At 71.5% G+C, this 14,112-nt stretch carries 16 protein-coding genes; 6 read left to right on the top strand and 10 right to left on the bottom strand.

What is annotated here, in order from left to right; all coding sequences use genetic code 11:
- Positions 1 to 22 precede the first annotated feature (22 nt).
- Complete coding sequence (locus IE269_RS26600; RefSeq protein ID WP_189825666.1) at positions 23 to 400, top strand: ArsR/SmtB family transcription factor; 378 nt, start codon at positions 23 to 25, stop codon at positions 398 to 400.
- Between the two features lie 39 nt (positions 401 to 439).
- Here IE269_RS26600 and galE read toward each other — a convergent pair whose 3' ends face one another.
- Positions 440 to 1,435, bottom strand: a complete 996-nt coding sequence (galE, locus tag IE269_RS26595) for a UDP-glucose 4-epimerase GalE (protein WP_189825665.1) — start codon at positions 1,433 to 1,435, stop codon at positions 440 to 442.
- Between the two features lie 167 nt (positions 1,436 to 1,602).
- Here galE and IE269_RS26590 point away from each other — a divergent pair, with 167 nt between their 5' ends.
- Together IE269_RS26590 and IE269_RS26585 are read left to right on the top strand one after the other, a co-directional pair.
- A complete protein-coding gene (locus IE269_RS26590; protein WP_189825664.1) occupies positions 1,603 to 2,502 on the top strand; it encodes a glycosyltransferase family 2 protein in 900 nt (299 codons plus the stop codon).
- A 79-nt stretch (positions 2,503 to 2,581) separates the two neighbouring features.
- Positions 2,582 to 3,115: a GNAT family N-acetyltransferase gene (locus tag IE269_RS26585; RefSeq protein WP_189825663.1), complete on the top strand. Its 534-nt coding sequence runs from the start codon at positions 2,582 to 2,584 to the stop codon at positions 3,113 to 3,115.
- A 3-nt stretch (positions 3,116 to 3,118) separates the two neighbouring features.
- Here the strand turns inward: IE269_RS26585 and IE269_RS26580 are convergent, their stop codons facing one another.
- From IE269_RS26580 to IE269_RS26570, 3 genes are all read right to left on the bottom strand, one after another.
- Positions 3,119 to 3,409: a hypothetical protein gene (locus tag IE269_RS26580; RefSeq protein WP_189825662.1), complete on the bottom strand. Its 291-nt coding sequence runs from the start codon at positions 3,407 to 3,409 to the stop codon at positions 3,119 to 3,121.
- A 92-nt stretch (positions 3,410 to 3,501) separates the two neighbouring features.
- Entirely contained in the window at positions 3,502 to 4,104 is a 603-nt protein-coding gene (locus tag IE269_RS26575; protein WP_229898242.1) for a TetR/AcrR family transcriptional regulator, read from the bottom strand.
- Positions 4,105 to 4,194: 90 nt separating this feature from the next.
- Complete coding sequence (locus tag IE269_RS26570; RefSeq protein WP_189825661.1) at positions 4,195 to 5,451, bottom strand: MFS transporter; 1,257 nt, start codon at positions 5,449 to 5,451, stop codon at positions 4,195 to 4,197.
- A gap of 298 nt (positions 5,452 to 5,749) precedes the next feature.
- Here IE269_RS26570 and IE269_RS26565 point away from each other — a divergent pair, with 298 nt between their 5' ends.
- Positions 5,750 to 7,039: a DUF418 domain-containing protein gene (locus IE269_RS26565; RefSeq protein ID WP_189825660.1), complete on the top strand. Its 1,290-nt coding sequence runs from the start codon at positions 5,750 to 5,752 to the stop codon at positions 7,037 to 7,039.
- Here the strand turns inward: IE269_RS26565 and IE269_RS26560 are convergent.
- From IE269_RS26560 to sigJ, 3 genes are all read right to left on the bottom strand, one after another.
- On the bottom strand, positions 7,020 to 7,457 hold the full coding sequence (locus IE269_RS26560; protein WP_189825659.1) for a GNAT family N-acetyltransferase: 438 nt from the start codon (positions 7,455 to 7,457) through the stop codon (positions 7,020 to 7,022). The two genes, IE269_RS26565 and IE269_RS26560, sit on opposite strands and share 20 nt — an antisense overlap.
- A 36-nt stretch (positions 7,458 to 7,493) precedes the next feature.
- Positions 7,494 to 8,105 carry a DUF998 domain-containing protein gene (locus IE269_RS26555; protein ID WP_189825658.1) on the bottom strand — a complete coding sequence of 204 codons (612 nt, stop codon included), beginning with the start codon at positions 8,103 to 8,105 and terminating at the stop codon, positions 7,494 to 7,496.
- 71 nt (positions 8,106 to 8,176) lie between these two features.
- The gene (gene sigJ, locus IE269_RS26550) at positions 8,177 to 9,112 is read right to left on the bottom strand and encodes an RNA polymerase sigma factor SigJ (RefSeq protein WP_189825657.1); all 936 of its coding nucleotides are present in this window, start codon (positions 9,110 to 9,112) and stop codon (positions 8,177 to 8,179) included.
- A 269-nt stretch (positions 9,113 to 9,381) separates the two neighbouring features.
- Between sigJ and IE269_RS26545 the strand changes: the two genes are divergently transcribed.
- Both IE269_RS26545 and IE269_RS26540 read left to right on the top strand, forming a co-directional pair.
- The gene (locus IE269_RS26545; protein ID WP_189825656.1) at positions 9,382 to 9,852 is read left to right on the top strand and encodes a carboxymuconolactone decarboxylase family protein; all 471 of its coding nucleotides are present in this window, start codon (positions 9,382 to 9,384) and stop codon (positions 9,850 to 9,852) included.
- A 67-nt stretch (positions 9,853 to 9,919) separates the two neighbouring features.
- Positions 9,920 to 10,486, top strand: a complete 567-nt coding sequence (locus IE269_RS26540; RefSeq protein WP_189825655.1) for a YceI family protein — start codon at positions 9,920 to 9,922, stop codon at positions 10,484 to 10,486.
- Between the two features lie 4 nt (positions 10,487 to 10,490).
- On the opposite strand, the gene IE269_RS26535 is transcribed toward IE269_RS26540, so the two are convergent.
- From IE269_RS26535 to cydC, 3 genes are all read right to left on the bottom strand, one after another.
- Positions 10,491 to 11,318 carry an HAD family acid phosphatase gene (locus tag IE269_RS26535; RefSeq protein ID WP_189825654.1) on the bottom strand — a complete coding sequence of 276 codons (828 nt, stop codon included), beginning with the start codon at positions 11,316 to 11,318 and terminating at the stop codon, positions 10,491 to 10,493.
- A gap of 153 nt (positions 11,319 to 11,471) precedes the next feature.
- Positions 11,472 to 12,308, bottom strand: coding sequence for a PHP domain-containing protein (locus IE269_RS26530; RefSeq protein ID WP_189825653.1), 837 nt, complete (start codon positions 12,306 to 12,308; stop codon positions 11,472 to 11,474).
- Between the two features lie 33 nt (positions 12,309 to 12,341).
- The gene (cydC, locus tag IE269_RS26525) at positions 12,342 to 14,048 is read right to left on the bottom strand and encodes a thiol reductant ABC exporter subunit CydC (RefSeq protein ID WP_189825652.1); all 1,707 of its coding nucleotides are present in this window, start codon (positions 14,046 to 14,048) and stop codon (positions 12,342 to 12,344) included.
- Between the last annotated feature and the right edge of the window lie 64 nt (positions 14,049 to 14,112).

Here is a 14,112-nt window from a genome sequence, read left to right as displayed (position 1 = left end):
AAGAGGAGTTGAGGAGCCGCCCATGCCTCCGATCCAGGACGCCGCCCCCGCCGTCACGCAGTTCCCGGAACCGCCCGGCCTGCCCGCGCCCCTCCCGGAACCGGCCGTCGAGGACCTGCGCCTGCCGACCGTGCTCGGCGTGCTGAGCGATCCGCTGCGGCTGCGCATCGTCCGCAAACTCCTGCTGGAGTCGGAGCAGTTCGACCACTCCTGCGGCTGGTTCGGCCTCGACCGCCCGAAGTCGTCGCTGACCCACCACTTCAAGGCGCTGCGCGAAGCGGGCGTCACGCGTCAGCGCCAGTACGGGCTGGAACGCCGCAGCCACGTCCGCATCGCCGACCTAGACGCCCGCTTCCCCGGCCTCCTGAACCTGATCACGGCCTGGGACCCGGAGGACTGACCACCCTCCTCCTCCGGATTCCCACCGCACCGGGCCCGCTCAGCCCTCCCCGAGCACCTCGTCGCGCTTCTCCACCCAGCGCAGCGAGTCCCGGATGCCTTCCTCGACGGACAGGGTCGGCTTCCAGCCCAGGAGGTCGTACGCACGGGTGCTGCTGGTGTACGCGCCCGCCGTGTCGCCGGGGCGCGGGCCTGCCTCCGCCACGTTCAGCGGCTCGCCCGTCACCTGCTCGAAGGCGGTGACCAGTTCGCGCACCGTGGTGCCGTTGCCGGTGCCGAGGTTGATGACCCGGTACGGGTCGGACGCAGTCACCGTGTCGAACCGGCGCAGGGCCGCCACATGCGCCAGCGCCAGATCCCAGACATGGACATAGTCACGGACACCGGAGCCGTCCCGGGTCGGCCAGTCGGTGCCGGTGATGTGGAAGGTGCCTCCGCTGCGGTGGGTGTCGATCATCGCCCCGAGCGCGTGGCTGGGCTTGCGGAGCTGGAGGCCGGTGCGCAACTGCGGGTCGGCGCCGATGGGGTTGAAGTAGCGCAGCGAGACCACCTTGGTGGGACCGGCCACGGCCACGTCGGCGAGGATCGACTCGAAGACGGCCTTGGTGTTGGCGTACGGACTGAGCGTCTCGATCGGCGAGCTCTCGTCGACCTTGCCGTCCTCGGCCGCCCGGTAGATCGACGCCGACGACGAGAACAGCAGCCGGGTGCACTTGTTGCGGGCGAGATGCTGGAGGAACTCCACCCCCTTGGACACGTTCTCCCGGTAGTAACCGAGCGGGTCCGCCACCGAGTCCGGTACGACGATGAGCGCGGCGGCGTGCACGACGGCGTCGATGTCCGGGTGCTCGGCGAAGATGCGGTCGATCAGCCCGCCGTCGCAGATGTCGCCCTCGTACGCGGTACGGCCCTTCGTGAACTCGGCACGCCCCGTGGCGTAGTTGTCGAGGACGACGGTGTCGATGCCGTGGTCGGCGCACGCGGAGGCGACGGTGGAGCCGATGAATCCGGCACCGCCGGCGATGAGAACCTTCATGGTCGTGATCCTTACCTGGTGCTGCTGTGCCTGGTGTTGACACCCCGTTCGGGACGATTCGTGGCCCGCCCCGTCAAGCGGGCACTGTAACGCCGCCCCCGGACGTGCCCTTGCCTCGGGGGCTCGGCGGCAGGCGTGGTACGGGCCTGCATGAGAGCCTGCACGGCATGACCACCTCCTGGAGTCCGTCCACGCCCCTTCCCCGCATCGGAGTTGTCATCGTCACCATGGGCAATCGCCCCCGGGAACTGGACGCCTTGATGGCTTCCGTGGAGCGGCAGACGGTTCCGGCCGCGCGGATCGTGCTGGTCGGCAGTGCGACGCCGCTGACGGACGTTCCGTACGCCGTCACCAAGATCCCCCTGGTGGACAACCCCGGCTGCCCCGGGGCGCGCAACGTCGGGCTGCGTGCGCTGCTCGACACCGGCGAGGTGGACGTCGTCGTCGAGCTGGACGACGACGGTCTGCTGATCGCCGACGACGTGTTCGCCACCGTGCAGCGGCTCCACGCGTCCGATCCGGCACTGGGCATCGTCTCGTTCCGGATCGCGGACGAGCACGGCGAGACCCAGCGTCGGCACGTGCCGCGGCTGCGCGCCTCCGATCCCCTGCGGCGCGGCCTGGTCACGGGCTTCCTCGGCGGCGGCCACTCCCTCTCCGTACCGATGCTGCGCCGGACCGGCCTGTGGGCGGGCGAATTCCGCTTCGGCCACGAGGAGTCCGACCTCGCCTGGCGGGCGCTCGACCACGGCTGGAAGATCCTGTACGAACCCGGGCTCGTCCTCCAGCACCCGAAGACCTCCCCCGCACGCCACGCCGTCTACTACCGCTTCACCGCCCGCAACCGCGTCTGGATCGCCCGCCGCAGACTCCCGCTCCCCCTGATCCCGGTCTACCTCACCGTCTGGATCACCCTCACCCTGACCCGCATCCGCTCCCTCTCCGGCCTGCGCTCCTGGTGCGCGGGCTTCCGGGAGGGCCTCCGCACCCCGTGCGGCGAACGTGCCCCGATGCGGTGGCGCACGGTCTGGCGCATGACGCGCCTGGGACGGCCACCGATCGTCTGAGCCGGCAGCAGCTCGGAGTCCGGGGCCGCGTAGGTTTGGCGGTGATCATGTGTCGATCCCGCGTCGCCCGAGGAGCCCGATGTCCGTGAATCTGCCCGTCGAACAGGCCCCTTCCGCACCCGCGCTGACCCTCCGCCCGTGGCGGGTCGAGGATGCGCCGGGGCTGGTCGTGGCCCATCGGGACCCCTCGCTCCAGCGCTGGCTCGCCCACCACCTGAACGACGAGGCGCAGGCACTCCGATGGATCGGTGAGCAGACTGAAGGGCGGGTGTCCGGTGCCCGGTTCAGTTTCGCCGTGGTCGAGGAGGGGCGGCCGGTGGGGCACGTCGCCGTCAAGCGGGCGGGCAGGGCGGGCTCGGCCGAAGTGGGTTACTGGACGGCGGGCTCCGTCCGGGGGCGGGGCGTCGCCTCCCGTGCCCTGGAGGCGCTGTCCCGGTGGGCGCTCGGGCCGGAGAGTCCCCTTGCGGTGACGCGGCTGGAGCTGCTGCACACCGTCGGGAACGAGGGGTCCTGCCGGGTGGCGCAGAAGTGCGGGTATGCACTGGAGTCCGTGCTTCCGCCGTTGCCGCCCGCGTATCCCGGCGAGGGCCATCTGCACGTCAGAGGCGCGTGATCCCTACGTCCTGTCGGGCTGCCGGTTGTGCCCGCACTCGATCACGTTGCCGTCCGCGTCGGTCACCTCGGCCTCGAAGCCGCCGCCCTCCACCCACACGGTGAGGTTCTCGATCCCGTTGGACCGCTCGTCGCCGTTCACCCAGCCGGTGACGGAGAAGGCCAGTTCGTCGCCGGTGTAGTCGGTCCGGATGCGGAAGGTCTCCCCCGGCCTCATCCAGCGGTCCTCGCCCAACGGCTCCAGCCACAGGACGAGCCACCCGCGAGCGTCGTTGCGCACGTCCATGACAGCCATGGCCGCACTGTAGTTCGCCGTACGTTTGCGCGGAATGGCCACCATGGCTTACGTCCTGCTGTTCTGCTGGGGCGGCAAAGGGCGCGCCGGAGCTAGGGCAGCAGGTGGCGGAGCATCTTCTCGTACGCGTCCACCGTCGGCGGCTCGTCCGCGAGCAGCCCCTGGAGCAGCAGCCCGTCGTAGGCGTGCGCGAAGAGCTCGACGCGCAGGGGGTCGTCGGTGAGCTGCCGGGCGAAGGTGCGCAGGGCTTCGGTCCAGCGGCGGTTGGGGCCGCGCAGTTCGGGGCGGCGGGCGGCGCGCAGGCAGAGTTCGAACTCGGCGTGCAGGCGGCCGCGGTCCCTGATGCATTCGGCCATCAGGACGGCGAGCGCCCGGTGGCGGTTCTCGTCGGGCCCTTCGGCGAGGGCGACGATGCGGTCGGCGTCCTCGTTGGTGCTCGTGGCCAGGGCCTCGTTGAGCAGGGTGTCGATGGAGTCGAAGTAGTACGTGCTCGCCGTCGACGGCAGTCCGGCCTCGCGGGCGACGGTGCGGTGGGTGACCCCGGCAGCCCCGTCGCGTTCGACGACGCGCAGGGTCGCCTCGATCAGCGCGCGGCGACGGCGCTCGCCCTTGAGGCGGCGGCCGTCGGTGATCGGCGCTTCCTTTTCGGGCGCGGTCGGCTCCTGCGACACGCTCACTGTCTTCGGCTCGCTCACGGTACGGTCGGCTCCTGTCCGGGACGGGTCACCGCGACCCTACCGGGCCCGGGGCGGCCCCTCGCAGGAGAGACCGCCCTGGTCACGGCGTCAGCGGCACTCCGCCGGCTGCTGCCGCACCACGGCCGAGCCTGCGAGCACCACGGACTCCTCCGCCCGCCGCAGCTCCGCCGTCACCCGCCGGACGCCGCCCAGCGCCAGCAGCAGCGCCAGCGCACCGAAGCCGAGCGCCACGGCGAAGCCCGCTCCGATGCCGTACGCGTCCACCACCTGCCCGGACAGCGCCGCACCCAGCGCGATCCCGATGTTGAGTCCGGCGATCATCCAGGTCATGCCCTCGGTGAGCCGGGCCGCCGGGGTGACCTTCTCGACGATGCCCATCATCACGACCGTGGTCGGCGCGAAGAACACCCCCGCGAAGAACACGGTCGCGGCCAGTGCCGCCACGCTGTTCACGAACAGGAACGGCACCGTGGTCAGCGCGATCCCGCCGACGCCGACCAGCATCATGCGCGGCAGCGGCGCCTTCCACTGCCGTACCCCGAAGGTCAGCCCCGACAGGGCCGATCCGACGGCGTACATGGTGAAGACGATGCCCGCGGACCCCTTCTGACCGGTCGACTGGGCGAAAGCGAGGGCCATCGTGTCGACGGTGCCGACGATCGCGCCGCCGGACAGCAGGGTCAGGGCCAGGACCAGCACGGTCGGCGACCGCAGCACGGAGTGCTGCCTTCCGCGGTCGGCCGGGCGCGGCCGGATCGCCGGTTCCGTCGCCTTCTGCGGTACGAACAGCAGCACCCCGACCAGCAGCAGGAGCAGCGCCACCACCGGCCCGGCCTCGGGGAAGAGGCTCGTGCCGAGCATGACCGCGAAGGCGGGTCCGACGATGTACGTCAGCTCGTCGACGACCGCTTCGAGGGAGTAGGCGACGTTCAGGCGCGGCGTCCCCCGGTAGATCTCGGTCCAGCGGGCCCGCACCATCGCCCCCATGCTGGGCATGAACCCGGCGAAGAAGGCGAGCACGAACAGGGTCCAGACGGGGGCGTCGTTGCTCGCGCAGAGCACCAGCCCGCCGAGCGCGGCCACGCTGATGCCGGTGGCGGGGAACAGGACGCGCCCCTGGCCGAGCCGGTCGACCAGGCGTGAGGTCTGCGGGGCGATCAGGGCCATGGAGAGGGTGAACGTTCCGGCGACGGCGCCCGCGAGCGCGTACTCGCCGCGCAGCTCCGACAGCATCGTGAGGATGCCCATGTGGGTGATGGGCAGCGGCAACCGGGCGAGCAGCCCCGCGCCGGAGAACGCCTTGGTGCCGCGTGCGGAGAAGAGTTCACCGTACGGATTGGGCACGGGCTCCCCCTTGGTCGGTTCCGGGCGTGAGGGCCTGGGGCATGCGGGACTCCCGTTCGACAAGAACTGCACGGCGCGCACAGCACGACAAAAACAACCTGAACGATTGACCCACTTTCTATCACGCCGCACCACTCCACCGAACGTGTGAGCTGAGTCACCCGGATCGCCCCACAGGCAACGGTGAAACCCCGAACGCCATCAGAGACTTCAAGCGGCACTGCCGTCTCCTGCCCCCGCCGGGGCCCGTCCCCCCGTCCCCGGCATTCCACGACCGACGAGAATCCATGAGTTCCAGATGACCCAGGCCGTACCCGCCACCGCCTCCGCTCCCCCTGACACCGCGTCAGCCACCGCATCCCCGTCCCCGGCCCGCCCGCGCGCCGCCTCCGCCCGCCTGCCCGGCGTGGACGTGGCCCGTGCCGTGGCCGTGCTCGCCATGTTCGCGGCGCACGTCGGCCCGGATCCCGAATTCAAGGGAACGGGATGGCTGATGGTCGCCGCCGACGGCCGCGCCCCGGCCGTCTTCACCCTCATAGCGGGGTTCTCCCTGGCCCTGGCGCACGGCGGCCGCGAGCCGCGCCCGGCCCCCGGCGGCTTCCGGGCCGTCGCGCTGCGCTGCGCGGTACTGGCCCTGCTGGGGCTCGCCCTCGAGGCGCCGAAGTGGGGAATCCTCGTCATCCTCACCTTCTACGCGGCCTACTTCCTGGCCGCCGAGCCCTTCACCCTGCTGGGCACCCGCGCACTCACGACGCTCGCGGCGCTCGGCATCGTGGTGGGCCCGGTCGTGTCGTACGTCGTCGGGCCGTGGACCGGCCACTTCGCCGGCGGGCGCGGCAAGACGCCCCACTTCAACGACTTCACCAGCGTCTCCGGCGTCCTGGACTTCTTCGACAAGCTGGTGATCAGCGGCGCGTACCCGTTCCTCACCTATTTCCCGTACGTCGTCGTGGGCCTGGCGCTCGGCCGGCTGGTGGACGTGCACCGGCGACGGCCCGTGCTCGGGCTGACGTTGTGGGGCGTGGTGGCCGCGGTCGTCGGGTACGGGACCTCCTGGTTCGCCGTGGAGCACGGCGGCGGCCGGCAGGCGATCATGGGGGCCATCGCCCGTCATCACGCCTGGGCGCTGGACCGGGCCGATCCGATCCGGTCCGTCCTGGGCCGCCAGTTCGGCGCGATCCCCTCGACCGACTGGCACTGGCTGCTGCTGTCCGGACCGTACAGCCAGACGCCCTTCGAGACGCTGGGCAACGTGGGCGTCGGGGCGGCGCTGATAGGGGTGTGCCTGCTGGCCTGCCGCAGCCGCCTGCCGGCCGTGCTGCTGAGTCCGCTGGCGGTGATGGGCACCATGGCCCTGTCGGTGTACACCATCCACTCGATCGCACTCTCCAGCTTCGCCCACGGGGCGTTCGGCTGGCGTGCGCTGATGTGGTTCAGCGTGGTGGCGGTGGCGGGCTGCTGGATCTGGCAGCGCATTTTCGCGACCACCGCGCTGCGTCACGGTCCGCTGGAGTCGGCCCTGCGGGCGCTGACGGCCCGTGCGGCGGGACCCAGGACCCCGAAAGCCCCTACCCCTTCCGCACCATGAAGACGTCCACCGGGTCCTCGCTCTCCAGCGTGAACCCGAAGCGTTCGTAGAGCCGTCGGGCGGGGCTTCCCTGGAGCACGTTGAGGCGGACGGGCCGGCCGTCCCGGTCGGCCCGCTCCAGGAACTCCCGCAGCACGGCGGTGCCGATGCCGCTGCCCTGGAGGTGCGGCGCCAGACAGAAGTGCTCCAGCCAGTACGCGTCGTCGGCCGGCCGGAGCGCCACGCAGCCCGCGAGCGTCCCGGCCACCTCGATCACCCAGGTGTGGCCTGGCGCGTACGCGTCCCGCATCCGCTGCCTGACCCGCCCGGCGTCGTACCGCCCGAGCCGCTCCAGGTCCGGCCGCATCGCCTCGGCCCGCACCTCGACCAGCGGTTCGAGGTCCGCCGCCGTCGCCTGTCGTATCTCCCAGTCCGCCATGATCGACAGGCTAAGGCAGGCCCGATGCGGTTCTGCTCACGGGTGGAGCGTGCGCAGAGCGAGTACGGTCAGCCAGAGGCAGCCGATGGCGAGCGAGGCCCGCTGGAGCAGCCCGCCGAAGTCGCCACTGCGACCGGACGAGGCGAAGGCGGCGCTCGACCAGACCATGAACCCCGCGAAGGCGACGCCGGAGCCGAGCGAGTACACGGCCCATCCGGGACCGCCGGAGAACGCGTACACGCAGCAGGCGGCCAGGAGCGCGAGGAAGGCCAGCAAGGACAACAGATCGTGCGACGCCCCGGCCCTGCTGGGCCGCTCGACCCGGTCGGGCGTGCCGGACGGATACCCGCGCACGGGGTCCGTCCGGAAGACGCCCGCCCCCAGAATGCCCACCGCCCAGACGCCGACCAGCAGGGCGCCCCACCGCGAGTCCCCCTCCCGCCAGAGCCCCACGGCGAAGACGGCCGACAGCAGGGCCAGGCCGAGGAAGTTGGCGACCTGCACCCACCCCGCACGCCCGAGACTCAGCGAACTGACGGGGTGACGCAGGGAGTTGTAGTCGGCGCGCCGCGCACCTTCCACCAGGTGGACGAGCGTGAAGAGGGGACCGGCGGCCACCCCGCAGTGGAGCAGCAGGCTGTCATTCATGGCGTCAACCTACGTTGACCCCCACGGGTCGTCAACTGTGATTGACGAGTCCCGTCACGAACCCCAGCCGGTCAGGCCTCCGTCCACGGGCGGAGCTTCTCCGGGTTGCGCATGGCCCAGAAGCGGGTGATCCGGTCGTCGGCGACGTCGAAGGCGATGACCGTAGAGGTCACGCCCTCCTGCTGGACCACCAGGCCGGGCCGGCCGTTGACCGTGCGCTCCAGGAGCTTCAGGTCCGGCACGAGGTCGAGCATCGCGACCAGGTAGCGGGCGATGCGCTCGCTGCCGCCGGTGGGCGGTGCCGCGTTGACGACGCCGCCACCGTCGGCGAGGCCCATGGCGTTCGGGTCGAGCAGGTTGATGAGGGTGGCGATGTCCTTCTCCTCCCACGCCTGCTTGAACTGCCGCACCAGAGCGGCTTGTTGGGTGGCCGGGGCGACCTTCGCCCGCGAGGCGTCGACCCGGCGGCGGGCGGAGGAGGCGAGCTGGCGGCAGGCCGCCGGGGACCGGCCGACGATCTCGGCCACCTCGTTGAACGAGTAGCGGAACACGTCGTGCAGGACGAACGCGACGCGTTCCGCCGGGGTCATCGCGTCGAGCACGACGAGCAGCGCCATGTTCACCGACTCGTCGAGCGTGACCCGGTCGGCCGGGTCGACCGGCCTGCGGCTCCCGCCGCCGTCGGCCCACTCCGCGTGGTCCGGCAGCGGCTCGGGGAGCCATTCACCGACGTAACTCTCGCGTCGTACCCGCGCCGAGCCGAGCAGGTCGAGACAAATCCGGCTGGCGACGGTGGTGAGCCAGGCGCCCGGCGTGGTGACGGCCTCCCGCTGGGCGGGCGTCATGGCGTACCAGCGGGTGTACGCCTCCTGCACCACGTCCTCCGCGTCGGCGAGCGAGCCCAGGAGCCGGTACGCGAGGTTGATCAGCTGGCGGCGCTCGCTGATGATCGCGCCCAGCGTCTCGTCGGCGTTCTCAGGCTCCGGGGTCTCCGGTGACGTGTGCATGCAGTGCTGCTCCCTCACGTGCGTACGACGAACCAGGAGGCCGCGCCCGCGCGGGGGCAGCGGTCTCCATCAGTACGACGAATCAGCGGGCCGGAATGTGAGGCCCTCGCGGCACCCAATTCTTCTTCGGTCCCGCGCCTCACATTCCCCGGGGCTGCCTCGTCGTAGGAGCAGGAGCAGGTGCAGGAGCAGGACGGAACGCGGGACGTCCCGGACCGAGCTCGTGCACCACGGCGATGCAACAGCCTCAGCACTCACAGGAGATCACCATGGAAGCCCGTATCGACTTCAAGACCAACCCCGTCGGCGCCAAGGCCCTCAAGCACATCGTCTCCGCGGGCATGGCGATCATGGACAGGATTCCGGCCGCCACCCGCGAGTTGGTGGCGCTGCGGATCAGCCAGATCAACGGCTGTGCCTACTGCGTCGACATGCACACCAAGGACGCAGCGCACGCGGGTGAGACTGCGATACGCATCAACCTGGTCGCGGTCTGGCGCGAGGCCCCGGTGTTCACCGAGGCGGAGCGCGCCGCCCTGGAACTGGCCGAGCAGGGCACCCGGATCGCCGACGCGGCGGGCGGCGTGCCCGACGACGTGTGGGCGAACGCCGCCAAGCACTACACCGAGGACGAGCTGTGCGCGCTGGTGTCGGCGATCGCCGTGCTCAACGCGCTGAACCGGCTCAACATCATCACGAAGACCCCGGCGGGCGACTACCGGCCGGGCCAGTACGCCTGAGCACTCCCGGGGGTGGGCGCACACCCACCCCCAACACACCTTCCCCCTACAGGAGTTGACCTCCCCCATGTCCACCATCGCCCAGCTCGGCGCCCTCACCGGCGGTTACGTCGTCGACGCCGCCCGCACCCGGATCGGTTTCGTCGCCCGGCACACCATGTCGACCCGGGTGCGCGGCCACTTCACGGAGTACGAGGGCGGCGCGACCCTGAACGGCGAGGAGCCGGAGCGGTTCAGCGCCCGGATGACCCTCCGGGCCGCGAGCCTGACCACCGGAAACCCCCAGCGCGACGAGCTTCTGCACGCCTCGTTCCTGGACGCCGAGCACCATCCGTCGCTCGACTTCGCCTCGACCGGAATACGCCGCGTCGACGACACGCACTACAAGGTCTCCGGCGACCTGACCATCCGGGGCACCACCCGGCGGATCGTCCTGGACGCCGAACTCGGCGACGCCGGGGTCGACTTGACCGGCGACCCGGCCGACGCGCACGGCGACTTCCGGGTCCGCCTCAAGGGCGGCGTCACGGTCAACCGCAACGACTGGGAGGTGAACTGGAACTCGGTGACGTCGGTCCTGGTGGCCCCGAAGGTCCGCCTGGAATTCGACGTCACCCTGATCCGCTTGTCCTGAGGGGTCAGCTGACCTTGTACATCGGGTTCGGCAGCTTGAAGGTGCGGTCCGCGTAGCCGCCCGTGAAGTCCGACTCCTGGTCGCCGATGTTGGCGACCAGGTCGTACCCCTGGGACTCGATGTACTTGCGGGTGGCGGCCTTGTACTGGGCGCCGTCGCACTTCCAGGCGTCGCCCGCGCCGCAGGCCTCCTTCAGGTAGGCCGGCGGGTTCACCTTGTCCTTGAGGAAGAGGTGGGTGCGGTCCAGCGGCGTCGTGACGCCCACCTTGGCGAGGTTCTTCGCGAACGGAGCGCGCACGTCCTCGGCGGAGCCGGTCAGGAAGAAGACCTCGACGCCGTGCGCCTTGGCGTAGTTGACCAGCTCGGGCATGCCGAAGACGGGGCCCCGGTCGGCCTTGCTCACGTAGTCCGTGAAGGACTTGGTCCCGTACGTGAAGTTCGTCGCCTTCTCGTAGTCGTACGTCAGGAGCATGGTGTCGTCGACGTCGAGGACCACGGCGGGCTTCTTGCCGTGCCGCGCACCGCGCTTGCCCGCCTCGGCGAGGTGCCGCTTGGCGGCCTTCTCGACGCGGTGCACGTCGTGGGCGTACGGGCTGCTGTCGGAGGCGGACCAGGTGCCGTCGGCGTTCTTCGTGCCGCCGTAGTAGCGGTCGATCTGGGTGACGAGGTCGGCGATGTTCTGCGGCTCGTGGGCGCCGGCGCGGCTCTTGGACGCGGCGGCGGGCTGGATCGGCGCGTTGTCGCCGCCCGCCAGGCTCGTGCCGTAGGCGGCCCCTCCCGCGAGGGCGAGAGTGGCGGCGAGGCCGGCGATACGGGTGTTCCAACGCGTCATGTCTCGGGCTCCGATGGCAGGGATGAAAGAAGTGACAAGGTGTTGTGGCAGGTCGGGCCCTGTCTACGCGCATCACACGAGGGGCTTCAAGGTTCTTTGCCCAGCCATTGCCCTACCTTTTCCAGGCCCACGCATCTGGGTCCGCCCCGGCTGTCACGCCCGCCGCCAGAAGTCGTACGGATCGCGCCAGGGCCGGAATCCCGCCGCCCGCGCCGTCCGCGCCGCCTCGCGGAATCCGCGCCCCGGGCCGCCGGGATCGTGGGCGTCGCTGCCGAAGGCGAGGGCCGTGCCGCCCTCCTCGTACCACCACTCCAGCACCTGCCGCCCCAGCGGAACCCTCGTGTTGAGCTCCAGCACCTTTCCCGCCGCGGCCAGACCGCGCAGGACGTGCCGGTACTCCTCCGCGAAATCGAGCGGATCGTACGGAGTGCCGGTCGCGGGCCAGTAGCGGACCGGGTAGTCGAGGTGGGCCAGGACCTCGAAGGCGTCGAACTCCGCCACCAGCCGTGCCGTCTCCGCCAGATAACCCCGCACCACCTCGCCCGGCTCCTGGTCGCCGAACCTGGCGGACACCTCGGTGAATCCGGCCCCGTCGGCGGTGGGCGCCGAGTGCACCGACGCCAGCACGCGCTCGAAGCGGCCCGCGTCGAGCAGGGCCGTGGTGCAGGCGGTGTGCCAGTGGGGTTCGCTCAGCTCGACACCGGAGAGGATGCGCAGTTCCGGGTGGCGGGCACGGCAGGCGTCCAGGCAGGCCAGGTATCCGTCGAGGTCGAGTGCGGGCGGCGACAGGACTCCGTCGACCACCAACGCATGCCACTGCTGCGGCACTTGGGCACCGTGCCCGAGCTGCCACGGCGTGAAGTCCGCATGCTCCGTGAAGGCCACCGACGGCAGCCCGAGGGCGACCACACGCCGGCAGGTCCGCTCCATCGACCCCTCGAAGGCGTCCCAGGACCACTCGCTGTGCACATGCCCGTCCGACGGCAGCATTCCCCACCTCTTCCGCTTCCCGGCCTCTGACCCTCAGCCCTCCCCCTGGGGCAGGGTCAACAACGGTCCGCAGGGGCCCGCCGCCACCCGCTCCAGGGTCACGACCTCGTCGGCGGCGGCCAGCCCTTCCCGCTCGTGCGTGACGAGGAGCGTCGTCCGGCCGTGCGTGGCGTCGAGGATGTCCGCCAGCACGGCGGCGGCGGAGTCGGGGTCGAGCCCCTCGGTCGGTTCGTCGAGTACGAGTACGAGTGGATCGGCGAGCAACGCCCGTGCCAGAAGCAGTCGTTGACGCTGCCCGCCCGACATCTCCGCCCCGTCGCCCCCGGCGTACGTCTCCCACCCCTGCGGCAGCGACTCGATCCACTCCAGCAGCCGCGCCCGCCCGGCCGCCTCCCGCAGTTGCGTCTCGGTGGCGTCGGGGCGGGCCAGCAGCAGGTTGGCCCGGATCGTGCCGCGGAACACATGGGCGTCCTGCGTCACCCCGGTGATCGCCCGCCGCACGTCCGCGCCCGCGCAGTCGCGCAGCTCGCGCCCGCCGATGCGGATGCTTCCGCTCTCGTACGGCAGGAACCGCATCAGCGTGGCGATCAGGGTGGACTTCCCCGACCCGCTCTCCCCCACCAGAACCACCCGCCGCTCGGGCGGCAACCGCAGGCTCACCCCGTCCAGGGCTGCCGGTCCGCCGGGTCGGTGACGTACACGCAGACCTGTGATCTCGACGCCGAGCGGCCCGGAGGCGGGAAGCGCGACGGGCACGACCGGCTCCACGACGGGCGGCGGGGCATCCAGCATCTCCGCCAACCTCCTTGCTGCGGACCGTACTTCGACAAACCTCCGCGCGGCCGCCAGCAGCGGTCCGAGCGCCTCGAACGACGCGAGCGCCAGGACCGTGAGCACGGTGAGGTGTACGGCGGCGAGCTCCCCGCCCGCGTGCGCGCCGAGTGCGAGCCAGGTGACACCGACGGTCGCCCCCGCTTGCAGAAGCAGCATCACGGCCGAGGCGAGCGTGGTGGTACGTGCCTTTCGGCGTTCGAGCCGCGCGATCCGGGTGGCGGCCTGCCGCACCCGCTCCTCGGCACGGCCTAGCGCCCCGTACGCGGAGAGATCGGCAGCACCACGCGTCAAGTCGAGGCTGGACACGGCGAGTTGTGCCCGCGCCGCCCGCTCCTCCGGCCCGTCCCTCCGTGACGTCACGAGCACGAGTACGGGTACGAGAAGACCTGCCAGGACGAGCATCACCCCGAGCAGGAGCCCCGCACCCGGCAGCAGCACAGCGGCGGTCCCGGTCGCGGCCACGGCGACCGTACCGGCGGCGGCGACGGGCAGGAGGACCCGCAACAACAAGTCCTGGACGGCATCGACGTCGTCGACGAGCCGGGTGAGCAGGTCACCGCTGCGGAAGGCGGGGATGCCGGAGGGGGCGAGCGGCACCAGCGCCTCGTACACCCGGGCCCGGAACACGGCGACGGCCCGCAGCGTGCCGTCGTGCCCGAGCAGCCGGTCGGCGTACCGCAACAGCCCACGCCCCAGCGCGAGCGCCCGCACCACGACGACGGCGAGCGCGACCTCGGCAAGCGGGGGCTGCTCGGCCGCCCGGGTGATGAGCCAGGCGGCGGTCCCCATGAGCGCGGCGGCGGCCAGCTCGCTGCCGGCGGCGGCGAGGGCGGCGGGCAGGAGCCGCCGCCAGTGGGGGACGAGGTGCTGGAGGAGCCGGAGGGTGGGGTGGGGGCGGGGAGGCATGGCGAGGACCTTTCTGGGTTCCGGGGTGGGGGGCGGCGGGTCGCGGGGCTGGAGGGCGGCAGGG

Origin of the sequence: Streptomyces spiroverticillatus (genome assembly GCA_014650415.1) — a bacterium.
GTDB classification, from domain to species: Bacteria; Actinomycetota; Actinomycetes; order Streptomycetales; family Streptomycetaceae; genus Streptomyces; species Streptomyces spiroverticillatus.
This window is presented reverse-complemented; position numbering and strand designations above follow the sequence as displayed.